Annotated in this window: 35 protein-coding genes; 2 read left to right on the top strand and 33 right to left on the bottom strand. The window is 56.9% G+C overall.

Going from position 1 to position 22,068, the window contains the following annotated elements; genetic code table 11:
* The first annotated feature begins 246 nt into the window (after nt 1-246).
* Nucleotides 247-933: an OmpW/AlkL family protein gene (locus CUR33_RS17920; RefSeq protein ID WP_090255768.1), complete on the top strand. Its 687-nt coding sequence runs from the start codon at nt 247-249 to the stop codon at nt 931-933.
* A gap of 54 nt (nt 934-987) precedes the next feature.
* Here CUR33_RS17920 and CUR33_RS17915 read toward each other — a convergent pair whose 3' ends face one another.
* The 4 genes from CUR33_RS17915 to CUR33_RS17900 are packed head-to-tail and all read right to left on the bottom strand — an operon-like array spanning nt 988 to nt 4,719.
* Nucleotides 988-1,923 carry an NAD-dependent epimerase/dehydratase family protein gene (locus CUR33_RS17915; protein WP_090255770.1) on the bottom strand — a complete coding sequence of 312 codons (936 nt, stop codon included), beginning with the start codon at nt 1,921-1,923 and terminating at the stop codon, nt 988-990.
* Complete coding sequence (locus CUR33_RS17910) at nt 1,916-2,800, bottom strand: sugar nucleotide-binding protein (protein ID WP_289240454.1); 885 nt, start codon at nt 2,798-2,800, stop codon at nt 1,916-1,918. Before CUR33_RS17910 ends, CUR33_RS17915 begins: the two co-directional genes overlap by 8 nt.
* A 21-nt stretch (nt 2,801-2,821) precedes the next feature.
* On the bottom strand, nt 2,822-3,313 hold the full coding sequence (locus CUR33_RS17905; RefSeq protein WP_160089354.1) for a single-stranded DNA-binding protein: 492 nt from the start codon (nt 3,311-3,313) through the stop codon (nt 2,822-2,824).
* A 17-nt stretch (nt 3,314-3,330) separates the two neighbouring features.
* Complete coding sequence (locus CUR33_RS17900; RefSeq protein WP_289240453.1) at nt 3,331-4,719, bottom strand: MFS transporter; 1,389 nt, start codon at nt 4,717-4,719, stop codon at nt 3,331-3,333.
* 134 nt (nt 4,720-4,853) lie between these two features.
* On the opposite strand from CUR33_RS17900, the gene uvrA reads away from it, so the two are divergent.
* Nucleotides 4,854-7,688 carry an excinuclease ABC subunit UvrA gene (gene uvrA, locus CUR33_RS17895; RefSeq protein ID WP_289240452.1) on the top strand — a complete coding sequence of 945 codons (2,835 nt, stop codon included), beginning with the start codon at nt 4,854-4,856 and terminating at the stop codon, nt 7,686-7,688.
* 58 nt (nt 7,689-7,746) lie between these two features.
* Here the strand turns inward: uvrA and bfr are convergent, their stop codons facing one another.
* From bfr to rpsJ, 29 genes are all read right to left on the bottom strand, one after another.
* A complete protein-coding gene (gene bfr, locus CUR33_RS17890; protein ID WP_289240451.1) occupies nt 7,747-8,211 on the bottom strand; it encodes a bacterioferritin in 465 nt (154 codons plus the stop codon).
* A gap of 161 nt (nt 8,212-8,372) precedes the next feature.
* A complete protein-coding gene (gene rplQ, locus CUR33_RS17885) occupies nt 8,373-8,759 on the bottom strand; it encodes a 50S ribosomal protein L17 (protein WP_069519894.1) in 387 nt (128 codons plus the stop codon).
* 42 nt (nt 8,760-8,801) lie between these two features.
* On the bottom strand, nt 8,802-9,803 hold the full coding sequence (locus tag CUR33_RS17880; protein WP_090255780.1) for a DNA-directed RNA polymerase subunit alpha: 1,002 nt from the start codon (nt 9,801-9,803) through the stop codon (nt 8,802-8,804).
* Between the two features lie 22 nt (nt 9,804-9,825).
* Nucleotides 9,826-10,446 carry a 30S ribosomal protein S4 gene (rpsD, locus tag CUR33_RS17875; RefSeq protein WP_090255783.1) on the bottom strand — a complete coding sequence of 207 codons (621 nt, stop codon included), beginning with the start codon at nt 10,444-10,446 and terminating at the stop codon, nt 9,826-9,828.
* Between the two features lie 17 nt (nt 10,447-10,463).
* Complete coding sequence (gene rpsK, locus CUR33_RS17870; protein ID WP_013789773.1) at nt 10,464-10,853, bottom strand: 30S ribosomal protein S11; 390 nt, start codon at nt 10,851-10,853, stop codon at nt 10,464-10,466.
* 30 nt (nt 10,854-10,883) lie between these two features.
* Nucleotides 10,884-11,240 carry a 30S ribosomal protein S13 gene (rpsM, locus tag CUR33_RS17865; protein ID WP_090255786.1) on the bottom strand — a complete coding sequence of 119 codons (357 nt, stop codon included), beginning with the start codon at nt 11,238-11,240 and terminating at the stop codon, nt 10,884-10,886.
* Nucleotides 11,241-11,371: 131 nt separating this feature from the next.
* A complete protein-coding gene (gene rpmJ, locus CUR33_RS17860) occupies nt 11,372-11,488 on the bottom strand; it encodes a 50S ribosomal protein L36 (protein WP_002555468.1) in 117 nt (38 codons plus the stop codon).
* A gap of 26 nt (nt 11,489-11,514) precedes the next feature.
* On the bottom strand, nt 11,515-12,843 hold the full coding sequence (gene secY / locus CUR33_RS17855) for a preprotein translocase subunit SecY (protein ID WP_090255788.1): 1,329 nt from the start codon (nt 12,841-12,843) through the stop codon (nt 11,515-11,517).
* Nucleotides 12,844-13,278, bottom strand: a complete 435-nt coding sequence (rplO, locus tag CUR33_RS17850) for a 50S ribosomal protein L15 (RefSeq protein WP_090243121.1) — start codon at nt 13,276-13,278, stop codon at nt 12,844-12,846. It lies immediately after the preceding gene.
* A 3-nt stretch (nt 13,279-13,281) separates the two neighbouring features.
* Nucleotides 13,282-13,461: a 50S ribosomal protein L30 gene (rpmD, locus tag CUR33_RS17845; RefSeq protein WP_079204534.1), complete on the bottom strand. Its 180-nt coding sequence runs from the start codon at nt 13,459-13,461 to the stop codon at nt 13,282-13,284.
* 2 nt (nt 13,462-13,463) lie between these two features.
* The gene (gene rpsE, locus CUR33_RS17840) at nt 13,464-13,964 is read right to left on the bottom strand and encodes a 30S ribosomal protein S5 (protein ID WP_090255789.1); all 501 of its coding nucleotides are present in this window, start codon (nt 13,962-13,964) and stop codon (nt 13,464-13,466) included.
* Between the two features lie 3 nt (nt 13,965-13,967).
* Nucleotides 13,968-14,318 carry a 50S ribosomal protein L18 gene (gene rplR, locus CUR33_RS17835; RefSeq protein WP_003293038.1) on the bottom strand — a complete coding sequence of 117 codons (351 nt, stop codon included), beginning with the start codon at nt 14,316-14,318 and terminating at the stop codon, nt 13,968-13,970.
* Between the two features lie 10 nt (nt 14,319-14,328).
* Complete coding sequence (rplF, locus tag CUR33_RS17830) at nt 14,329-14,862, bottom strand: 50S ribosomal protein L6 (protein ID WP_090255791.1); 534 nt, start codon at nt 14,860-14,862, stop codon at nt 14,329-14,331.
* 12 nt (nt 14,863-14,874) lie between these two features.
* Nucleotides 14,875-15,267, bottom strand: coding sequence for a 30S ribosomal protein S8 (gene rpsH, locus CUR33_RS17825; RefSeq protein ID WP_069519903.1), 393 nt, complete (start codon nt 15,265-15,267; stop codon nt 14,875-14,877).
* 183 nt (nt 15,268-15,450) lie between these two features.
* Nucleotides 15,451-15,756, bottom strand: coding sequence for a 30S ribosomal protein S14 (rpsN, locus tag CUR33_RS17820; RefSeq protein ID WP_090255793.1), 306 nt, complete (start codon nt 15,754-15,756; stop codon nt 15,451-15,453).
* 13 nt (nt 15,757-15,769) lie between these two features.
* Nucleotides 15,770-16,309: a 50S ribosomal protein L5 gene (rplE, locus tag CUR33_RS17815; RefSeq protein WP_090255796.1), complete on the bottom strand. Its 540-nt coding sequence runs from the start codon at nt 16,307-16,309 to the stop codon at nt 15,770-15,772.
* Nucleotides 16,310-16,329: 20 nt separating this feature from the next.
* Nucleotides 16,330-16,644 (bottom strand): 50S ribosomal protein L24, encoded by a 315-nt coding sequence (rplX, locus tag CUR33_RS17810; RefSeq protein ID WP_008374158.1) that lies wholly within the window; start codon nt 16,642-16,644, stop codon nt 16,330-16,332.
* Between the two features lie 11 nt (nt 16,645-16,655).
* A complete protein-coding gene (gene rplN / locus CUR33_RS17805; RefSeq protein ID WP_003281831.1) occupies nt 16,656-17,024 on the bottom strand; it encodes a 50S ribosomal protein L14 in 369 nt (122 codons plus the stop codon).
* A gap of 23 nt (nt 17,025-17,047) precedes the next feature.
* Nucleotides 17,048-17,314: a 30S ribosomal protein S17 gene (gene rpsQ, locus CUR33_RS17800; protein WP_090255823.1), complete on the bottom strand. Its 267-nt coding sequence runs from the start codon at nt 17,312-17,314 to the stop codon at nt 17,048-17,050.
* 2 nt (nt 17,315-17,316) lie between these two features.
* Complete coding sequence (gene rpmC, locus CUR33_RS17795; protein WP_002555481.1) at nt 17,317-17,508, bottom strand: 50S ribosomal protein L29; 192 nt, start codon at nt 17,506-17,508, stop codon at nt 17,317-17,319.
* Nucleotides 17,508-17,921 carry a 50S ribosomal protein L16 gene (gene rplP / locus CUR33_RS17790; protein ID WP_090255798.1) on the bottom strand — a complete coding sequence of 138 codons (414 nt, stop codon included), beginning with the start codon at nt 17,919-17,921 and terminating at the stop codon, nt 17,508-17,510. The genes rpmC and rplP overlap by 1 nt, the downstream gene beginning before the upstream one ends.
* A 12-nt stretch (nt 17,922-17,933) precedes the next feature.
* Nucleotides 17,934-18,620: a 30S ribosomal protein S3 gene (rpsC, locus tag CUR33_RS17785; RefSeq protein ID WP_069519907.1), complete on the bottom strand. Its 687-nt coding sequence runs from the start codon at nt 18,618-18,620 to the stop codon at nt 17,934-17,936.
* A 13-nt stretch (nt 18,621-18,633) separates the two neighbouring features.
* Nucleotides 18,634-18,966, bottom strand: a complete 333-nt coding sequence (gene rplV / locus CUR33_RS17780) for a 50S ribosomal protein L22 (protein ID WP_003210077.1) — start codon at nt 18,964-18,966, stop codon at nt 18,634-18,636.
* Nucleotides 18,967-18,977: 11 nt separating this feature from the next.
* Nucleotides 18,978-19,253 (bottom strand): 30S ribosomal protein S19, encoded by a 276-nt coding sequence (gene rpsS / locus CUR33_RS17775; RefSeq protein ID WP_010486981.1) that lies wholly within the window; start codon nt 19,251-19,253, stop codon nt 18,978-18,980.
* Nucleotides 19,254-19,269: 16 nt separating this feature from the next.
* Nucleotides 19,270-20,094: a 50S ribosomal protein L2 gene (rplB, locus tag CUR33_RS17770; RefSeq protein WP_090255801.1), complete on the bottom strand. Its 825-nt coding sequence runs from the start codon at nt 20,092-20,094 to the stop codon at nt 19,270-19,272.
* Nucleotides 20,095-20,108: 14 nt separating this feature from the next.
* Nucleotides 20,109-20,408: a 50S ribosomal protein L23 gene (gene rplW, locus CUR33_RS17765; RefSeq protein WP_090255803.1), complete on the bottom strand. Its 300-nt coding sequence runs from the start codon at nt 20,406-20,408 to the stop codon at nt 20,109-20,111.
* Complete coding sequence (gene rplD, locus CUR33_RS17760) at nt 20,405-21,007, bottom strand: 50S ribosomal protein L4 (protein ID WP_090255805.1); 603 nt, start codon at nt 21,005-21,007, stop codon at nt 20,405-20,407. Before rplD ends, rplW begins: the two co-directional genes overlap by 4 nt.
* Nucleotides 21,008-21,019: 12 nt before the next feature.
* Complete coding sequence (gene rplC / locus CUR33_RS17755) at nt 21,020-21,655, bottom strand: 50S ribosomal protein L3 (protein WP_090255807.1); 636 nt, start codon at nt 21,653-21,655, stop codon at nt 21,020-21,022.
* Between the two features lie 84 nt (nt 21,656-21,739).
* Nucleotides 21,740-22,051 carry a 30S ribosomal protein S10 gene (rpsJ, locus tag CUR33_RS17750; RefSeq protein ID WP_010486970.1) on the bottom strand — a complete coding sequence of 104 codons (312 nt, stop codon included), beginning with the start codon at nt 22,049-22,051 and terminating at the stop codon, nt 21,740-21,742.
* Nucleotides 22,052-22,068 lie beyond the last annotated feature (17 nt).

Below are 22,068 nucleotides of genomic sequence, written 5' to 3'. Positions count from 1 at the left end.
GTGGCGCAATAAAGAGAACTATTATCAACTGCATCCCGCCTTTTGAGCAACCAGCAGCAACACTTATTCGCTTGGACATGCACAAAAAAGAAACAATATAACATGTTGTTTGCGACACGCTCGCAAACGAAACCCTACATAATTAGATAGCCAGCTACTTTTATTGAGCTGGATCAACAGTCGTTTTTTTCGCGCCCCTAACATCGTACTCAGCCAATACGAACCGATGCTTTATGGGAGCACACCATGCGTACCTCACTGTTTACCGCTTCACTGCTGGCCCTTGCTATCGCCGCCCCACTGGCGCACGCGCACCAAGCTGGCGACATCATCGTGCGGGCCGGCGCCATCACGGTTGACCCACAGGAAAGCAGCAGTGACATCTGGGTCGGCGCACTCGGCACTGACGTAGCCGGCACCAAAGCGACCCTGGACAGCGACACTCAGCTGGGCCTGAACTTCGCGTATATGCTGACCAACAACATTGGCATCGAGCTACTGGCAGCCACCCCGTTCAGCCATGACGTTGGCGTCAAAGGCATGCCCGGCGGCTTTGCCGGCCTGAACGGTAAGCTCGGTGAGCTCAAGCACCTGCCGCCGACCCTGAGCGTGGTGTATTACCCACTGGATTCCAGTTCGGCATTCCAGCCCTATGTAGGCGCTGGCATCAACTACACGTGGTTCTTCGACACCAAACTAAGCAGCGAAGCAGAAGGTAAAGGCTTCAGCGGCCTGGACATGAAAGATTCCTGGGGCCTGGCCGCGCAGGTGGGCATGGACTACATGCTGACTGACAACATCATGCTCAACGCCCAAGTGCGTTATATCGACATCGAAACCACTGGCACCACCAACTTTGGCGGCAGCAAGGTTAAAGTCGATGTAGACGTAGACCCATTCGTTTATATGGTCGGCCTGGGCTACAAGTTCTAAGCCATCAGCCATAAAAACCGGCCATCAAGGCCGGTTTTTTATGGAAAAGTGCATTCATCCTTGCGCCAGCAAACGCCGCAGGCCTTCACCGATCGGCGTGGCTGTGGGCAGCTGGTACTGCGCCTGCAAGCGCCGGTTATCTGCACGCGAGTGGCGAATATCACCCGCGCGCGGCGCCTGATACTGCACATCAGGCAAGCCACCACACAGCCCACCGATCTGCGCCAGCAGCTGATTCAGACTGACCGCCTGATTCCAGCCAACGTTCACCGCCCCCTCCACCGCCTGCGACGCAGTCAGCGCTTGAGTCAGCAGCACAACCAGGTCCTCGACATAGAAAAAGTCGCGGGTCTGCTCACCATCGCCGAATACGCTGATCGGCAAGCCCTGCTGGACGCGCTGGGTGAAGATGCTGATCACCCCGGAGTACGGCGAAGACGGATCCTGACGCGGCCCGAAGATATTAAAGAAACGAAAAATCGCTGGTTCGAGGCCATGCTGGCGACGATAGAAATCCAAGTAATGCTCACTGGCCAGTTTGTCAGCGGCATAAGGCGTCAGCGGAGCCTTCGCCGTGGCTTCATCAATAGCCTGGCCTTCACCATTGTTGCCATACACCGCTGCACTGGAAGCAAACAGCACACGCTTGACGCCATGCAGGCGCATCGCCTCACAGACATTCAGCGTGCCGACAAAATTGCTCTGGTGCGTCGCCACCGGATCATCCACTGAGGCCTGCACCGAGGCCACTGCAGCCAGGTGCGCCACTGCCTCACATCCGGCCACCGCCTGCGCGACCACTGCAGCATCGGCCACATCGCCCTCGATAAACTGCAACTGCGGATTATCCAACGGCAGATTGGTCAGCTTGCCCATCGACAGGTTGTCCAGCACCCGGACGCTGTAGCCCCGAGCCAGCAAGGCATCGACCAGGTGCGAACCGATAAAGCCAGCGCCACCAGTAACCAAAACAGAACGTGAGTCAGACATGGCGATAATAACGATCCAGTAGGCTCGGCAGCCCCGAGCGCCAGGCTCGCGGTTTGATGCCGAAGGTGTGAAGGATTTTCTTGCAGGACAGCACCGCATGTTGCGGCTCTTCGGCGGCATCCGGCCGCGCGCTGTGCGCCTGCGGCCCCACGTCCTCAACCAGATTGCTGCGGAAGTGGCGCGCCTCACTGAGTACCGCCTGGCCCAACGCCAGCGAGGTGGTCGCCTCATGCCCACCGTAGTGGTAAATGCCCCACAGCGGTGTCTGGCAATCCAGCTGCTTGAGCACCGCGAGAATCACCCGGGCTGCATCATCGATTGGCGTCGGATTACCGCGCCGATCATCGGCCAGTAGCAGGGGTTCATCATGCGCGGCTCGGGTCAGAAAGCGTCCAAGCAGGCCATTGGCACTGTCATCCAGCAGCCAGCCAAAGCGCAATAGCACATGCCGCGGACAGGTGGCACGCACGCGCTGCTCGAAGCGCCACAGCGCCTGGCCACGGATACCCAGCGGTGCAGGCTCTTCCCGCTCGCTATAGGCAGTCGCCCGCGAGCCATCGAAGACGCGATAACTGGAAGGTTGCAGCAGACGGATCTGATGGTGCTGACAGAGCTCGGCCAGACGCTCAACGGAACGCTCCTGGGCAGCAAACTGCGCCTCGCTGACCACTTCGGCCTGGAACCAGTCGAAGTAGTAAGCAAGGTTGATCAAGGCATCGGGGCGCGTGTCATCCAGCAACTGAGTGAGGCTGGCGGGGTCCCAGCCTGACTCCGGCGGTTTGGGGGCGAGAAAGCCAATGTCTTCCTCGGCGCCGAGGCGAATCAACGCCTGCCCCAACGCATTACCGCCACCTAGCAGCATCAGCCGCATACGCATGATCGGCGTTAACTCAGCAGATCAGAACGGGATGTCGTCATCGAAACTGTCAAAATCCGCTGCGGGCTGAGGTGCCTGCTGTGGCGCGGGGCGCGGGGCCGACTGCTGCTCGCGCTGCGGTGCAGGGCGCTGCTGACGTGGAGCCGAGTCACCACCACCGGCGTTGTCCGGACGGCCGCCCAGCAGCTGCATGGTGCCCTGCATGTCGACAATGATTTCAGTGGTGTAGCGCTTAACGCCGTCTTTTTCCCACTCGCGGGTCTGCAACTTGCCTTCGATGTACACCTGCGAACCTTTGCGCAGGTATTCACCGGCGATCTCGGCAACTTTGCCGAACAGCGACACACGGTGCCATTCGGTTTTTTCGACTTTCTGACCGGTCTGTTTGTCGGTCCACTGCTCGCTGGTTGCCAGGCTCAGGTTGGTGACCGCGTTGCCGCTCGGCAGGTAGCGGGTTTCCGGGTCCTGTCCGCAGGTACCGACCAGAATGACTTTGTTAACCCCACGGGCCATAACGTTCTCCTAGGCTTTCAGCACGCCACCGGCGCCGGCTCTATGAGGCGCTCAAGGGACGTGCGGTCCAATTGTTGGGTATCCACTTTGATATAGATGGCCGCTTCGTCGCGCACCACTACGGCATCCGCCACTCCGGGCACAGCCTGTAAACGCTCGACCAACCCCGCCTCTTGCAAAGCCGCAGCTGAAAGCGGCAGACGCAGGCTGGTGACATACGGCGGTTCGCGCATAGTAACAGCAAAGGCCAGCCAAAAAAGAGCCAGCAGGGCACAGCCCGCAAACACACCCGACAGGCTGTAGTGCTGATACAACCAGCCACCCAAGATGCCGCCGAGGGCCGCGCCGAGGAACTGACTGGTGGAATACACCCCCATCGCCGTACCTTTACCGCCCGCAGGGGCCACTTTGCTAATCAGCGACGGCAACGAAGCTTCCAGCAGGTTGAACGCGGTGAAGAACACCACCGTGCCGAGCACAAGGGCGCGTAGACTGGTACCAAACCACCAGAAGAACAGTTCACATAGCAGCAGCACCGTCACAGCACCAAGCAGCACATGCTTCATCCGGCGTTTCTTCTCACCGTAGATGATGAACGGCACCATGCCGAAGAAGCCCACCAGCAGCGCGGTCAGGTAGACCCACCAGTGCTCTTCCTTGGGCAGGCCGCCCTGCTCTACCAGCGCCAACGGCAAGGCGATAAAGCTGGCCATTAGAATCGCGTGCAGCACCAGAATACCGAAATCCAAACGCAACAAGTCGGCGTGCTTGAGCGTAGGCAGCAACGCCTGTGTGCTTACACCCGACTCACGGTGCTGCAACGGCCCTGCGGAACGCGGTACCAGCCCGGCGACAATCAGAATACCGAGCAGCGCCATGGCAGCGGTGGCGAGAAACAGTCCGGACAGCCCGAACGCACGCGTCAGCAGCGGGCCGACCACCATGGCCACGGCAAATGACAAGCCGATGCTCATACCGATCATCGCCATGGCTTTGGTGCGGTGCTGTTCACGGGTCAGGTCGGAGAGCAGCGCCATAACCGCAGCGGAAATAGCCCCGGCACCCTGCAGAATGCGTCCGGCAATCACCCCATAAATCGAGTCGGCATTGGCCGCTAACAGGCTGCCGGCGGCGAAAATCAGCAGGCCGACATAGATCACCGGCCGCCGACCTATGCGGTCACTGAGCATGCCAAACGGAATCTGCAGAAACGCCTGGGTCAAACCGTAGGCGCCTATCGCCAGGCCGATCAGTGCCGGTGTGCTGCCCTGCAACTCCATGCCATAGGTCGCCAGCACCGGGAGCACCATAAACATGCCGAGCATGCGGAACGCGAACACCAGCGCCAGGCCACCGGCCGCGCGGGTTTCACTGCCGCTCATGCGCTCGTTGTGCGGATCGTGCATGGAAAACGCCCTGTCGAAATAGGCGGCGATTCTAGCAGCACCAATGGTTACGGCACAGCAGTGACGCTTTGCCGCGCCTACCTTCGGGCCCGTATACTCGGTGGTTTTCCGCCCGCCATGCGAGGCCGTTGTTTGTGGACAAGATTCTGATTCGGGGTGCGCGCACCCACAACCTAAAAAACATCGACCTGACCCTGCCGCGCGACAAGCTGATCGTGATCACCGGCCTGTCCGGCTCTGGTAAGTCGTCCCTGGCCTTCGACACCCTCTACGCCGAGGGCCAGCGCCGTTATGTCGAGTCGCTGTCGGCCTACGCCCGGCAATTTCTGTCGATGATGGAAAAGCCCGATGTCGACACCATCGAAGGCCTGTCGCCGGCGATCTCCATCGAGCAGAAATCCACCTCGCACAACCCACGCTCGACCGTGGGCACCATCACCGAGATCTACGACTACCTGCGCCTGCTCTACGCCCGCGCCGGTATTCCGCGCTGCCCGGACCATGATCTGCCACTGGAAGCGCAGACCGTCAGCCAGATGGTCGACCAGGTGCTGGCCCTGCCCGAAGGCAGCAAGCTGATGCTGCTGGCCCCGGTGATTCGCGAACGCAAAGGCGAACACCTGGCAGTCTTTGATGAGCTGCGCGCCCAGGGTTTCGTCCGCGTGCGGGTCAACGGCAAGATTTACGAGCTGGACGAACTGCCGAAACTCGACAAGCAGAAGAAGCACAGCATCGATGCCGTGGTTGACCGCTTCAAGGCGCGCGGCGACCTGCAGCAGCGCCTGGCCGAATCCTTCGAAACGGCCCTGAAGCTGGCCGATGGCCTGGCGCTGATTGCCCCCATGGAGGGTGAAGAAGGCGAAGAGATCATCTTCTCCGCGCGCTTCGCCTGCCCGGTGTGCGGCCACTCGATCAGCGAGCTGGAACCCAAGCTGTTCTCCTTCAACAACCCGGCCGGCGCCTGCCCGACCTGCGACGGCCTGGGCGTTAAGCAATTCTTCGACACCAAGCGCCTGGTCAATGGCGAGCTGACCCTGGCTGAGGGCGCGATCCGCGGCTGGGACCGGCGCAACGTCTATTACTTCCAGATGCTCGGCTCCCTCGCTGCGCATTACGGCTTCAGCCTGGAAGTGCCCTTCGATGAGCTCAGCGCCGAACACCAGAAGTGCATCCTGTTCGGCAGCGGCACGCAGAACGTCGACTTCAAGTACCTCAACGACCGTGGCGATATCGTCAAACGCTCGCACCCATTCGAAGGCATCGTGCCGAACCTGGAGCGGCGTTACCGCGAAACCGAATCCACCAGCGTGCGCGAGGAGCTGGCCAAGTTTCTCAGCACCCAGGCCTGCCAGGATTGCCGCGGCACCCGCCTGCGCCGTGAGGCGCGGCATGTGTGGGTCGGCGAGAAAACCCTGCCGGCTGTCAGCGGCATGCCGATCGGCGACGCCACCGAGTATTTCGGCAGCCTCAGTCTGCCGGGACGGCGTGGCGAGATCGCCGAGAAGATCCTCAAGGAAATCCGCGAGCGCCTGCAGTTTCTGGTCAACGTCGGCCTCGACTACCTGACCCTGGACCGCAGCGCCGACACCCTGTCCGGCGGTGAAGCGCAGCGTATTCGTCTGGCCAGCCAGATCGGCGCTGGCCTAGTGGGCGTTATGTACATCCTCGACGAGCCGAGCATCGGCCTGCATCAACGCGACAACGAGCGCCTGCTCGGCACCCTGCGCCACCTGCGCGATATCGGTAACACGGTGATTGTGGTCGAGCACGACGAAGACGCCATTCGCATGGCCGACTACGTGGTGGATATCGGTCCAGGTGCCGGCGTGCACGGCGGGCAGATCGTAGCTCAGGGCACCGCAGCTGAAGTCATGGCCCATCCGGACTCGCTGACCGGCAAATACCTGTCCGGACGCGTGAAGATCAAAGTACCGGCCAAGCGCACACCACGGGACAAGAAGCTCTCGCTGAAGATCAAAGGCGCGCGCGGCAACAACCTGCGCAATGTCGACCTGGAGATTCCGATTGGACTGCTCACCTGCGTCACCGGCGTGTCCGGCTCGGGCAAATCGACGCTGATCAACAACACTCTGTTCCCACTCAGCGCCACCGCACTGAACGGCGCCACCACCCTGGAAGCCGCCGCCCACGACAGCATCGACGGCCTGCAGCACTTGGATAAGGTGGTGGATATCGACCAAAGCCCGATCGGCCGTACGCCACGCTCCAACCCGGCGACCTACACCGGGCTGTTTACCCCGATCCGCGAGCTGTTCGCCGGCGTGCCGGAGTCGCGCTCGCGCGGTTACGGGCCGGGACGCTTCAGCTTCAACGTCAAAGGTGGGCGCTGCGAAGCCTGCCAGGGCGACGGCCTGATCAAAGTGGAAATGCATTTCCTGCCGGACATCTACGTACCCTGCGACGTGTGTAAGAGCAAGCGCTACAACCGCGAAACCCTGGAAGTGAAGTACAAGGGCAAGAGCATCACCGAAGTGCTGGATATGACCATCGAGGAAGCGCGTGTGTTCTTCGATGCCGTACCGGCCCTGGCGCGCAAGCTGCAGACGCTGATGGATGTCGGCCTGTCCTACATCAAGCTGGGGCAGAGCGCGACGACGCTGTCCGGCGGCGAGGCGCAGCGGGTCAAGCTAAGCCGTGAGCTGAGCAAGCGCGACACCGGCAAGACCCTGTACATCCTTGATGAGCCGACCACTGGCCTGCACTTTGCCGATATCCAACAACTGCTTGACGTGCTGCACCGCCTGCGCGACCACGGCAATACCGTGGTGGTGATTGAGCACAACCTGGACGTGATCAAGACCGCCGACTGGCTGGTAGATCTCGGCCCGGAGGGTGGCTCAAAAGGCGGCCAGATCATCGCCGTCGGCACGCCCGAAGAAGTCGCTGAGATGCCGCAGTCGCACACTGGCTACTTCCTCAAACCGCTGCTGGAGCGTGATCGCGACTAAGCCCGCGCACAACAAAAAGCCCCGCACATGCGGGGCTTTTTATTGGCTGCAGAAATTTTTACATCTGCGTCTGCAGGTAATTCTCCAGGCCAACTCGGTCGATCAACCCTAGCTGAACCTCCAGCCAATAGGCGTGATCCTCTTCGGTATCTTTGAGCTGAACCAAAAGAATATCGCGGGTTTGGTAATCCTGATGCTGCTCGCACAGGGCGATGCCTTTGCTCAGCGCCGCACGCACATGGTACTCAAGGGCGAGGTCCAGCTTGAGCATCTCCGGAACGCTCTGCCCGAAGCGGAAGCTGTCCGGAACCATGTCCGGCGTGCCCTCGAGAAACAGAATGCGTTTGAGGATGGCATCGGCGTGCTGAGTCTCCTCTTCCATTTCATGGTTGATCCGCTCATACAACTTGCTGAACCCCCAATCCTCATAGAGGCGCGAATGCACGAAGTACTGATCCCGGGCCGCCAGCTCACCCTTGAGCAGCATCTTCAGGTAATCGATAACTTCAATATGGCCTTTCATGGATATTTTCCTTAGGACGCCACAAACATAGGCTAATGCTGGCCGCCGAACGCTAACGGGTCAAGCACAGCGCATGCGACCCAGATGAACATGCTACTGCGGGGCATTTTCCAGCCATAAAAAAACCGGGCCAAGGCCCGGTTTTTCGAACAACCTACGACTTACTCAGCGTCTACAGCTGCACCAGCGACCGGACGGTCAACCAGTTCAACATAAGCCATTGGAGCATTGTCGCCAGTGCGGAAACCGCACTTGAGGATACGCAGGTAACCGCCCTGACGGGTGGCGTAGCGCTTGCCCAGGTCGTTGAACAGCTTGCCGACGATGGCTTTCGAACGAGTACGATCGAAAGCCAGACGACGATTGGCAACGCTGTCTTCTTTAGCCAGAGTAATCAGCGGCTCGGCAACGCGACGCAGCTCTTTGGCTTTCGGCAGAGTAGTTTTGATCAGCTCATGCTCGAACAGCGATACCGCCATGTTCTGGAACATGGCCTTGCGGTGTGCGCTGGTGCGGCTGAGGTGACGGCCACTTTTACGATGACGCATGGTTCAATTCCTTACCAAACTCACGTTCGGTGATGATGACGATCAGGCAGTCGCCTTATCGTCTTTCTTCAGACTTGCCGGCGGCCAGTTGTCGAGGCGCATACCGAGGGACAGACCGCGAGAAGCCAGAACATCCTTGATTTCAGTCAAGGATTTCTTGCCCAGGTTCGGCGTTTTCAACAGTTCTACTTCGGTTCGCTGAATCAGATCGCCGATGTAGTAAATGTTCTCTGCTTTGAGGCAGTTAGCCGAACGTACAGTCAGTTCCAGGTCATCAACCGGACGGAGGAGGATCGGATCGATCTCATCTTCCTGCTCGATAACAACAGGCTCACTGTCACCTTTGAGGTCGACGAACGCAGCCAACTGCTGTTGCAGAATGGTTGCAGCGCGGCGGATAGCCTCTTCAGGGTCCAGAGTACCGTTGGTCTCCAGGTCAATAACCAGTTTGTCCAGGTTAGTACGCTGCTCAACACGAGCGTTTTCCACCACGTACGACACACGGCGTACCGGGCTGAACGAAGCATCCAGCTGCAAGCGACCAATGCTGCGGCTTTCATCTTCATCGCTCTGACGAGCATCAGCCGGCTCATAGCCGCGACCACGAGCTATGGTGAGCTTCATGTTCAGCGCGCCAGTGGAAGCCAGGTTGGCGATTACGTGGTCGCCATTGACGATTTCGACATCGTGATCCAGCTGAATATCGGCAGCGGTAACTACGCCCGAGCCCTTCTTCGCCAGAGTCAACGTCACTTCGTCACGACCGTGCAGTTTGACAGCCAGACCTTTCAGGTTGAGCAGGATTTCAATGACGTCTTCCTGAACACCTTCGATGGCGCTGTACTCATGGAGTACACCGTCAATCTCGGCCTCGACTACTGCACAGCCAGGCATGGAGGACAACAGGATGCGACGCAGCGCGTTGCCCAGCGTATGGCCAAAACCACGCTCGAGAGGCTCGAGAGTGATCTTGGCGCGGGTCGAACTGACCACCTGCACATCAATGTGACGGGGGGTCAGGAACTCATTTACCGAAATCTGCATGGATGCACCTATTTTCTAGCCCTTACTTGGAGTAGAGCTCGACAATCAGGCTTTCGTTGATGTCAGCGGAGAGATCACTGCGCGCCGGGACGTTTTTGAACACGCCAGACTTCTTCTCAGTGTCTACTTCTACCCATTCAACGCGGCCACGCTGGGCACACAGCTCAAGAGCTTGAACAATGCGCAGCTGATTCTTCGATTTCTCGCGAACTGCAACAACGTCACCAGCTTTAACCTGGTAGGACGGTACGTTGACAGTTTTACCGTTTACGCTGATCGCCTTGTGCGATACCAGCTGACGGGATTCAGCGCGAGTTGCGCCGTAGCCCATGCGGTAAACCACGTTATCCAGACGGCACTCAAGCAGTTGCAGCAGGTTCTCACCAGTAGCGCCTTTCTTGCCGGCAGCTTCTTTGTAATAACCGCTGAATTGACGCTCAAGCACACCGTAGATACGACGAACTTTTTGCTTCTCACGCAGCTGGGTGCCGTAGTCGGACTGACGGCCACGGCGCTGACCGTGAATACCTGGGGCTGCTTCGATGTTGCACTTCGATTCCAGAGCGCGTACGCCGCTTTTCAGGAAAAGATCTGTGCCTTCACGACGAGACAGTTTGCATTTGGGACCAATGTAACGAGCCATTTCTCACTGTCTCCTGATTACACGCGACGCTTCTTCGAAGGACGGCACCCGTTATGCGGGATTGGCGTCACATCGGTGATGCTGGCGATCTTATAGCCACAGCCGTTCAAAGCACGGACAGCGGACTCACGACCCGGACCTGGGCCCTTGACGTTAACGTCGAGGTTCTTCAGACCGTATTCCAGCGCAGCTTGACCAGCACGCTCAGCAGCCACCTGGGCAGCGAACGGGGTGCTTTTACGCGAACCGCGGAAACCCGAACCACCAGAGGTAGCCCAAGACAGAGCATTGCCCTGACGGTCAGTAATGGTCACGATTGTGTTGTTGAAAGAAGCGTGGATGTGGGCGATGCCATCAACCACCGTCTTTTTGACTTTCTTACGAGTACGAGCAGCAGGTTTTGCCATGACTAGATTCCTGTCGATGCGCGAATGCGATTACTTGCGGATCGGCTTACGCGGGCCCTTACGGGTACGCGCGTTGGTCTTGGTACGCTGACCGCGAGCCGGCAGACCACGACGATGACGCAGGCCGCGGTAGCAACCCAGGTCCATCAAGCGCTTAATTTTCATGTTCACTTCACGACGCAGGTCGCCTTCGGTATTCACCTTGGCTACTTCGCCACGCAGCTGCTCGATCTGCTCGTCAGAGAGATCTTTGATCTTTGCAGCCGGATTAACGCCGGCGGCAGCACAGACTTTCTGTGCAGTAGTACGACCAACACCATAGATGTAGGTCAACGAGATAACAGTGTGCTTGTTATCCGGAATGTTAACGCCTGCAATACGGGCCATTCAGTGGAACTCCAATTGACAGCTACCTACGCCCCGGAAGCCAAGAAATAGGGCGCGAGATATTAGCGCTGTAGAAACAAATAATCAACCCGGCAGCGCACTAGCTGCCGGGCTTGTAACTTCACTCACACTCAGCCTTGGCGCTGTTTGTGACGCGGCTCCGCGCTGCAAATGACGCGAACAACACCTTCGCGACGGATAATCTTGCAGTTACGGCACAGCTTTTTCACCGATGCACGAACTTTCATCACCAACTCCTCGAACCTTATGGACTTCAGCGCAGCATGCCGCTGCCGTAGCCCTTCAGGTTGGCTTTCTTCATCAGGGATTCGTACTGGTGCGAAACGAGGTGCGATTGTACTTGCGACATAAAGTCCATAACAACCACGACCACGATCAGCAACGAGGTCCCGCCAAGATAGAACGGTACGTTGGCAGCCACCACCAGGAACTGGGGCAACAAGCATACGGCCGTCATGTACAGAGCACCGAACATGGTCAAGCGAGTCAACACGCCATCGATATAGCGCGCCGATTGCTCACCGGGACGGATACCCGGAATAAAGGCACCGGACTTCTTCAGGTTCTCCGCTACGTCTTTCGGGTTGAACATCAACGCTGTATAGAAGAAGCAGAAGAAAACGATCCCTGCACTAAACAGCAAAATGTTCAACGGCTGACCAGGAGCGATAGCCTGTGAAATATCCTGCAGCCAGCCCATACCTTCAGACTGACCAAACCAGGCACCCAGCGAAGCCGGGAATAACAGAAGGCTGCTGGCGAAAATAGCTGGGATAACCCCCGCCATGTTCACCTTCAACGGCAAGTGGCTAGTCTGCGCAGCGAAGACCTTACGGCCCTGCTGACGCTTGGCGTAGTGCACCGCAATGCGACGCTGACCACGCTCAATGAACACCACGAAACCGATAATCGCTACTGCCAGCAAACCGATGGCAATCAGAGCAAAGATATTGATATCACCCTGACGAGCAGACTCGAAAGACTGCCCAATCGCCGACGGCAGACCGGCCACGATGCCTGCAAAAATCAGCATCGAAATACCGTTGCCAACACCACGCTCAGTGATTTGCTCGCCCAGCCACATCATAAACATCGCACCCGCCACAAAAGTGGTGACCGCAACGAAGTGGAAGCCGAAATCGACTGTAAACGCTACGCCCTGACTGGCCAGGCCGACGGACATGCCGACTGCTTGGACAATAGCCAGAACGAGGGTGCCGTAGCGGGTGTACTGGCTAATCTTGCGACGGCCAGCTTCACCTTCCTTCTTCAACTGCTCCAGCTGCGGGCTAACAGCGGTCATGAGCTGCATGATGATCGACGCCGAAATGTACGGCATGATCCCCAGTGCAAAAATGCTCATGCGCTCCAGCGCGCCGCCGGAAAACATGTTGAACAAGCTAAGAATGGTCCCCTCATTCTGTCGAAACAGGTCCGCTAGCCGGTCCGGATTGATACCTGGAACTGGGATGTGTGCACCTATCCGATAGACGATGATCGCCATGAACAGAAAGCGCAAACGAGCCCAGAGTTCGGACAACCCGCCATTGCTGAGCGCTGAGAGAGCACCTTGCTTAGCCATTTATTCCTCGAACTTACCGCCAGCTGCTTCGATAGCCGCGCGCGCACCTTTGGTGACGGCGATACCTTTAAGGGTGACTGCCTGAGTAACTTCACCGGACAGCATGACTTTCACACGCTGTACGTTTTGGTTGATCAGGTTGGCATCCTTCAGCGACTGCAGAGTAACAATGCCGCCTTCGATTTTATTCAGCTCGGAAGTACGCACTTGTGCGCGATCCATAGCCTTCAAAGAAACGAAACCGAACTTAGGCAGACGGCGGTGCAGAGGCTGCTGGCCGCCTTCGAAACCCGGAGCAATGGTGCCACCGGAGCGGGAGGTTTGACCTTTGTGGCCGCGGCCACCAGTCTTACCCAAACCGCTACCGATACCACGGCCCGGACGGTGCTTCTCGCGACGGGAACCCGGCGCAGGACTCAAATCGTTCAGGTACATGTATTAACCCTCGACTCGCAGCATGTAGTAAGCCTTGTTGATCATCCCGCGATTCTCGGGAGTATCCAGCACTTCTACGGTGTGACCGATGCGACGCAGACCCAGACCCTTAACGCAGAGCTTATGGTTAGGGATGCGGCCGGTCATGCTTTTGATCAGCGTGACTTTTACGGTATTAGCCATGATTAGAGAATCTCCTCGACGCTCTTGCCACGCTTAGCCGCAACAGAACCTGGCGACTGCATAGCTTTCAAACCTTTGAAAGTGGCGTACACCACGTTCACTGGGTTAGTCGAGCCGTAGCACTTAGCCAGAACGTTCTGCACGCCAGCCACTTCCAGAACGGCACGCATAGCGCCGCCGGCGATGATGCCGGTACCTTCAGAAGCAGGCTGCATGTACACCTTGGAGGCGCCATGAGCAGACTTCATTGCGTACTGCAGAGTGGTGCCGTTCAGATCAACCTGGATCATGTTGCGACGAGCAGCTTCCATCGCTTTCTGGATGGCAGCAGGCACTTCACGGGATTTGCCACGGCCGAAACCGACGCGACCCTTACCATCACCAACCACGGTCAACGCGGTGAAAGTGAAGATACGGCCACCCTTAACGGTCTTGGCAACGCGGTTAACCTGTACCAGCTTCTCGATATAGCCTTCGTCGCGCTTTTGGTCGTTATTTGCCATAACTTAGAACTCCAGCCCGCCTTCACGAGCAGCATCAGCCAGCGCCTTGACGCGGCCGTGGTACTTGAAGCCAGAACGGTCGAATGCAACCTGAGTTACACCAGCGGCTTTCGCACGCTCGGCAACCAGCTCGCCAACTTTCTTGGCCGCGTCGACGTTGCCAGTGGCGCCGTCACGCAGTGCTTTGTCCAAGGTAGAGGCGCTGGCCAGAACCTTGCTGCCGTCGGCCGAAATGACCTGGGCATAGATGTGCTGCGAAGAGCGATACACGCAGAGACGCACGGCTTCGAGCTCGTGCATTTTCAGGCGTGCTTTGCGAGCGCGACGCAGTCGAGTAACTTTTTTGTCGGTCATTTGCTATGCCCTACTTCTTCTTGGCTTCTTTACGGCGGACGACTTCGTCAGCGTAACGAACACCTTTGCCCTTATAAGGTTCAGGACGACGGAAGTCACGAATCTCCGCAGCGACCTGACCAACCAGTTGTTTGTCGACACCCTTGATCAGGATCTCAGTCTGGTTCGGGGTTTCAGCAACTACACCGTCCGGCAACTCATAGTCGATCGGATGGGAGAAGCCGAGAGCGAGGTTCAGCACCTGACCTTTGGCTTGCGCTTTGTAACCAACACCAACCAGCTGCAGCTTACGCTCGAAGCCAGCGCTAACACCGATCACCATATTGTTGACCAGGGCGCGAGTGGTACCGGCCATTGCACGAGTCTGCTGATCGCCATTGCGAGCAGCGAAACGCAGCTCACCGGCTTCTTGCAGAACTTCAACGGACGAGTGAACGTTCAGTTCGAGAGTGCCCTTGGCACCCTTTACCGAAAGCTGTTGGCCGGCGAGTTTGATCTCAACACCAGCGGGCAGCTTTACGGGGTTCTTAGCAACGCGAGACATGCTTATCCCCCCTTAGAACACTGTGCAAAGCACTTCGCCGCCGACACCGGCAGCGCGCGCAGCGCGGTCCGTCATCACACCCTTGTTGGTGGAGACGATGGATACACCGAGACCGCCACGAACTTTCGGCAGATCATCGACGGATTTGTATTGGCGAAGGCCTGGACGGCTAACGCGCTTAACTTCTTCGATAACCGGACGGCCTTCGAAGTATTTCAGCTCGATGGACAGCTGCGGCTTAACTTCACCGCTGATCTGATAACCCGCAATATAACCTTCGTCTTTCAAAACTTTGGCTACAGCCACCTTCAACGTGGAAGACGGCATGCTTACGACGGACTTTTCAGCCATCTGGGCATTACGGATACGAGTTAGCATGTCCGCTAACGGGTCCTGCATACTCATGGGCTAGACGCTCCTGATACAAAAAGAATTAGCCTTGCGGCTACAGTCGCTGAGAATTCTGAGAAAAATTGAACCCAGGCTCAGGCGAGCCGAGCATTCTAGAGACTGATCAAAAATGAATCAAGCCCCAAAGGGGCCTGATTCACAGATAAGACAAAGCCGGCACTAGGCCGGCTTTGTTTTTTACCAGCTGGCTTTAACCAGACCTGGTACATCACCACGCATTGCAGCTTCACGCAGCTTGATACGCGACAGACCGAACTTGCGATAAACGCCGTGCGGACGACCGGTAATGCGGCAGCGATTACGCAGGCGCGAAGCGCTGGCGTCACGCGGCTGCTTCTGCAGCGCTACTTGTGCTGCCCAACGCGCTTCTGGACTGGCGTTCAGATCGGCGATGGTAGCTTTCAGCTCGGCACGCTTCTTAGCGTACTTGGCTACCGTTTGCTGACGCTTCAGCTCGCGGTTTTTCATGCTGGTTTTGGCCATGATCCAACTCCAATCAGTTGCGGAACGGGAATTTGAAAGCACGCAGCAAGGCGCGACCTTCATCATCCGTGCGGGCAGTGGTGGTCAGGGTAATGTCCAGACCACGCAGAGCATCGATCTTGTCGTAGTCGATTTCCGGGAAGATGATCTGCTCTTTCACGCCCATGCTGTAGTTGCCACGACCATCGAAGGACTTGGCATTCAGGCCGCGGAAGTCACGCACGCGCGGCAGGGAGATGGACAGCAGACGATCCAGGAACTCGTACATACGCTCACGGCGCAGAGTTACTTTAACGCCGATCGGCCAGCCCTCACGAACCTTGAAGCCTGCAATCGACTTACGGGCATGAGTCACAACGACTTTCTGACCGGTAATCTTTTCCAGGTCGGCAACAGCGTGCTCGATGATTTTCTTGTCACCGATTGCTTCGCCCAGGCCCATGTTAAGGGTGATCTTGGTGATACGCGGAACTTCCATCACGTTGGCAAGCTTAAGTTCTTCCTTAAGCTTAGGAGCGATTTCTTTCCGATAAATCTCTTTTAGTCGTGCCATGGTCTTCTACCTAGCAGTGTTCAAGCATCAACCGCTTTTTGGGTCGACTTGAAGACACGAATTTTTTTACCTTCTTCTACTTTGAAACCAACGCGGTCAGCCTTGTTGGTTTCGCCATTGAAGATGGCCACGTTAGAAGCGTGCAATGGCGCTTCTTTCTCGACGATACCGCCCTGAACGCCCGACATCGGGTTCGGCTTGGTATGGCGCTTCACCAGGTTGATCCCACCAACGACCAAACGGTCGTCAGCGAGAACCTTGAGCACCTTGCCACGCTTACCTTTGTCTTTACCGGCGATCACGATGATCTCGTCGTCACGACGAATCTTTTGCATGTCGGATCTCCTTAGAGCACTTCAGGGGCGAGCGAGACGATCTTCATGAACTTCTCAGTACGAAGCTCACGAGTCACTGGCCCAAAAATACGAGTGCCAATTGGCTCTTGCTTGTTGTTCAGCAGAACAGCAGCGTTGCCATCAAAGCGAATGATCGAGCCATCAGGGCGACGAACGCCGTGACGAGTGCGGACTACAACAGCAGTCATCACTTGGCCTTTCTTCACTTTACCGCGCGGAATTGCTTCCTTAACGGTGACTTTGATGATGTCGCCGATGCCAGCATAACGGCGGTGCGAACCGCCCAGCACCTTGATACACATAACGCGACGAGCACCGCTGTTGTCAGCGACGTCGAGCATGGATTGAGTCTGAATCATATAATTTCTCCGACCCTTAGCCCTTAGACGTCCACTGCGCGTTCGAGGATCTCAACCAGCGCCCAAGACTTAGTCTTGGCAACGGGACGAGTTTCGCGAATGGAAACTTTGTCACCGATCTTGCTCTGGTTGGTTTCGTCGTGTGCGTGCAGCTTGGTCGAACGCTTGACATATTTGCCGTAGATCGGGTGCTTAACGCGACGCTCGATCAATACGGTGATGGTCTTGTCCATCTTGTCGCTGACGACACGGCCGGTCAGCGTACGGACTGTTTTTTCGGCTTCAGCCATGATCACTTACCTGCCTGCTGGTTGAGCACAGTTTTCACACGAGCGATGTCGCGTTTAACTTGCGAGAGCAGGTGAGACTGCCCCAACTGGCCAGTTGCTTTCTGCATACGCAGATTGAACTGGTCGCGCAGCAGGCCGAGCAGTTGCTCGTTCAGCTGCTGTGCTGATTTTTCACGAAGTTCATTCGCCTTCATCACATCACCGTCCGCTTAACAAAAGTGGTGGCGAGTGGCAGCTTTGCAGCAGCCAGGGCGAAAGCCTCACGCGCCAACTCTTCGGAAACGCCTTCGATCTCATACAGGACCTTGCCTGGCTGGATCTGGGCTACCCAATATTCAACGCTACCCTTCCCTTTACCCATCCGCACTTCAAGAGGCTTCTTGGAGATCGGCTTGTCCGGGAAAACGCGAATCCAGATTTTCCCGCCACGCTTAACGTGACGAGTCAGAGCACGACGAGCGGACTCAATCTGACGGGCGGTGAGACGACCGCGGGCAACAGACTTCAGAGCAAATTCGCCGAAGCTGACTTTGCTACCGCGCTGAGCCAGACCACGGTTGTGGCCGGTCATCTGCTTACGGAACTTCGTACGCTTTGGTTGCAACATTTTGCGTACTCCTTACTTAGCAGCTTTTTTACGAGGCGCAGGCGCTTGGGGTTTCAGTTCTTCTTTAAGGCCACCAATCACTTCGCCTTTGAAGATCCAAACCTTGACACCGATCACACCGTAAGTGGTGTGCGCTTCGTACGTGGCATAGTCGATATCGGCACGCAGGGTGTGCAACGGCACACGACCTTCGCGATACCATTCGGTACGTGCAATTTCAGCACCGCCGAGACGACCGCTCACTTGGATTTTGATGCCCTTGGCACCAATACGCATGGCGTTCTGTACAGCGCGTTTCATAGCGCGACGGAACATCACACGACGCTCCAGCTGCTGAGCTACGCTCTGCGCAACCAGCATACCGTCGAGCTCCGGCTTGCGGATCTCTTCGATATTGATGTGCACAGGCACACCCATTTGCTTGGTCAGGTCCTGACGCAGCTTCTCAACATCTTCACCTTTCTTACCGATAACGATACCGGGACGAGCGGTGTGGATGGTGATACGTGCAGTTTGAGCCGGGCGAGCAATGTCGATACGGCTTACGGACGCGCTTTTTAGTTTGTCTTGGAGATACTCACGCACCTTCAGATCAGCGAACAAATAGTCCGCATAAGTCCGACCGCTGGCGTACCAGACGGAGGTGTGCTCCTTGACGATTCCCAGGCGAATGCCAATGGGATGTACTTTCTGACCCATCTGATCGACTCCGTTACTTGTCCGCAACCTTGACAGTGATATGGCAAGACCGCTTGACGATGCGATCAGCGCGGCCTTTGGCACGCGGCATGATGCGCTTCAGCGAACGCCCTTCGTTGACGAAAACGGTGCTGACCTTCAAGTCATCAACGTCTGCGCCTTCGTTGTGCTCGGCGTTGGCTACAGCCGACTCCAGCACTTTCTTGATGATCTCGGCGGCTTTCTTACTGCTGAAAGCCAGGAGGTTGAGCGCTTCGCCCACCTTCTTCCCACGAATCTGGTCGGCGACCAAGCGGGCTTTTTGGGCGGAGATGCGAGCGCCCGACAACTTAGCGGCTACTTCCATTTCCTAACCCCTTAACGCTTGGCTTTCTTGTCAGCCACGTGCCCACGATAGGTACGAGTGCCGGCAAATTCGCCCAGTTTGTGACCGACCATGTCTTCGTTCACGAGAACTGGGACATGTTGACGACCGTTATGTACAGCGATGGTCAGACCGACCATTTGTGGCAGGATCATCGAACGGCGCGACCAGGTTTTCACCGGCTTGCGATCGTTCTTTTCCACCGCCACTTCGATCTTCTTCAGTAGGTGAAGATCAATAAAAGGACCTTTTTTCAGAGAACGTGGCACTGTCGTATCCCTCTATTTACTTGCGACGACGGACGATCATGTTGTCGGTGCGTTTGTTACCACGAGTCTTCGCGCCCTTCGTCGGGAAGCCCCATGGAGACACCGGATGACGACCACCAGAGGTACGACCTTCACCACCACCATGTGGGTGGTCAACCGGGTTCATGGCAACACCACGAACGGTTGGGCGAACGCCACGCCAGCGTTTGGCACCAGCTTTACCCAGCGAACGCAGGCTGTGCTCGGAGTTCGAGACTTCGCCCAGGGTCGCACGGCACTCAGCCAGTACTTTACGCATCTCACCGGAACGCAGACGCAGGGTCACGTAGACACCTTCACGCGCAATCAGCTGAGCCGAAGCACCAGCGGAACGAGCGATCTGAGCACCTTTACCCGGCTTCAGTTCGATACCGTGAACAGTGCTACCAACTGGAATGTTGCGCAGTTGCAGACTGTTGCCCGGCTTGATCGGAGCCATGATGCCAGCTACCAGCTGATCGCCAGCACTCACGCCTTTAGGGGCGATGATGTAGCGGCGCTCGCCGTCTGCATACATCAGCAGAGCGATGTGTGCGGTACGGTTCGGATCGTATTCAATACGCTCAACAGTGGCTGGAATGCCATCTTTGTCGTTGCGACGGAAATCGACCAGACGGTAATGCTGCTTGTGGCCACCACCGATATGACGGGTGGTGATACGACCATTGTTGTTACGACCGCCAGTCTTCGACTTCTTCTCAAGCAGCGGAGCGTAAGGAGCGCCTTTATGCAGCTCCTGATTGACCACCTTGACCACAAAACGGCGGCCAGGGGAAGTCGGTTTGCATTTAACGATTGCCATGATGCACCCCTTCCTTACTCAGCACTGCTGGCGAAATCGAGATCTTGGCCTGGCTGAAGCGAAATGATCGCTTTCTTCCAGTCGTTACGCTTGCCCAAACCGCGAGCATTGCGCTTGGTCTTACCGAGAACATTCACGGTATTAACAGCAGCAACATTCACGTTGAACAGGCTTTCGACGGCCTTCTTGATTTCCAGCTTGGTTGCATCGGTTGCAACCTTGAAAACGAACTGACTTTTCTTGTCAGCGAGAACCGTGGCCTTCTCGGAGATGTGCGGGCCAAGCAGCACTTTAAATACGCGTTCCTGGTTCATCCCAGCAGCTCCTCGAATTTCTTCACGGCAGAAACGGTGACCAGCACCTTTTCATACGCGATCAGACTAACTGGATCGGAACCTTGCACGTCACGGACATCAACGTGTGGCAGGTTGCGAGCAGCCAGGTACAGATTCTCATCAATAGCATCGGACACGATCAGCACATCGGTCAGACCCATGCCATTCAACTTGCCCAACAGTTCTTTAGTCTTCGGAGCTTCAACGCTGAAGTCTTCGACGACGATCAAACGATCAGTACGAACCAGCTCGGCAAGAATCGAACGCAATGCAGCGCGATACATTTTCTTGTTCAGCTTTTGATCGTGATTCTGCGGACGAGCCGCGAAGGTCACACCACCGCCACGCCAGATCGGACCACGAGTGGTACCTGCACGAGCACGGCCAGTACCCTTCTGACGCCAAGGGCGCTTACCGCCACCGGATACGTCGGAACGAGTCTTCTGCTGCTTGCTGCCCTGACGGCCGCCGGCCATGTAGGCCACAACTGCTTGGTGAACCAGGGTCTCGTTGTATGCGCCGCCAAAAGTGGCTTCGGACACTTCGATTGCTTGAGCGCCATTTACATTTAATTGCATGTCAGCTTCCCCTTAACCGCGAGCCTTGGCCGCTGGACGTACAACCAGGTTGCCGCCAGTAGCGCCAGGAACAGCACCCTTGACCAGCAACAGATTGCGTTCAGCGTCAACCCGCACTACTTCCAGGGACTGCACGGTCACGCGCTCAGCGCCCATATGACCGGACATTTTTTTGCCCTTGAATACGCGACCCGGAGTCTGGCACTGGCCAATGGAACCCGGAACACGGTGGGACACGGAGTTACCGTGAGTGTTGTCTTGGCCGCGGAAGTTCCAACGCTTGATGGTACCGGCAAAGCCTTTACCTTTGGACTGACCGGTGACATCCACCAGTTGACCAGCTTGGAATATTTCAGCGTTGATCAGATCACCTGCCTGGTACTCGCCTTCTTCAAGACGGAATTCCATAACAGTACGACCTGCCGCGACATTCGCCTTAGCGAAGTGACCGGCTTGCGCCTTGCTGACACGTGAAGCACGACGCTCGCCGACAGTGACTTGCACTGCACGATAGCCATCGGACTCTTCAGTTTTGAACTGAGTGACGCGATTCGGCTCGATCTCAATGACCGTAACCGGAATGGAGACACCTTCTTCGGTGAAAATACGGGTCATACCCGCCTTTCGACCGACTACACCAATAGTCATGTTGTAACCTCATGAGTGTACGGGGCTTTCACCCGCTATGGCCGCCCATTTCAGAGCGTTACACGACTAAAACCTAAAGCGGTCTTAGCCGAGGCTGATCTGCACTTCCACACCAGCCGCAAGATCAAGCTTCATCAGCGCGTCAACGGTTTTATCCGTTGGCTGGACGATGTCCAGAACACGCTTATGAGTACGGATCTCGAACTGATCACGCGCGTCTTTGTTGACGTGTGGCGAGGTCAGTACGGTGAACCGCTCTTTGCGGGTAGGCAGAGGAATAGGACCACGCACCTGAGCACCAGTACGTTTCGCGGTTTCCACGATTTCCTGGGTTGATTGATCGATCAGGCGATGGTCAAAAGCCTTCAACCGAATACGGATTTGTTGGTTTTGCATTTTGACCTCAGATTCCA

Origin of the sequence: Pseudomonas sp. FEMGT703P, from assembly GCF_002786345.1 — a bacterium.
Taxonomy (GTDB): Bacteria; Pseudomonadota; Gammaproteobacteria; order Pseudomonadales; family Pseudomonadaceae; genus Aquipseudomonas; species Aquipseudomonas peli.
The sequence above is the reverse complement of the archived record's forward strand: the minus strand, read 5'-3'. Positions and strand labels throughout refer to the sequence as shown.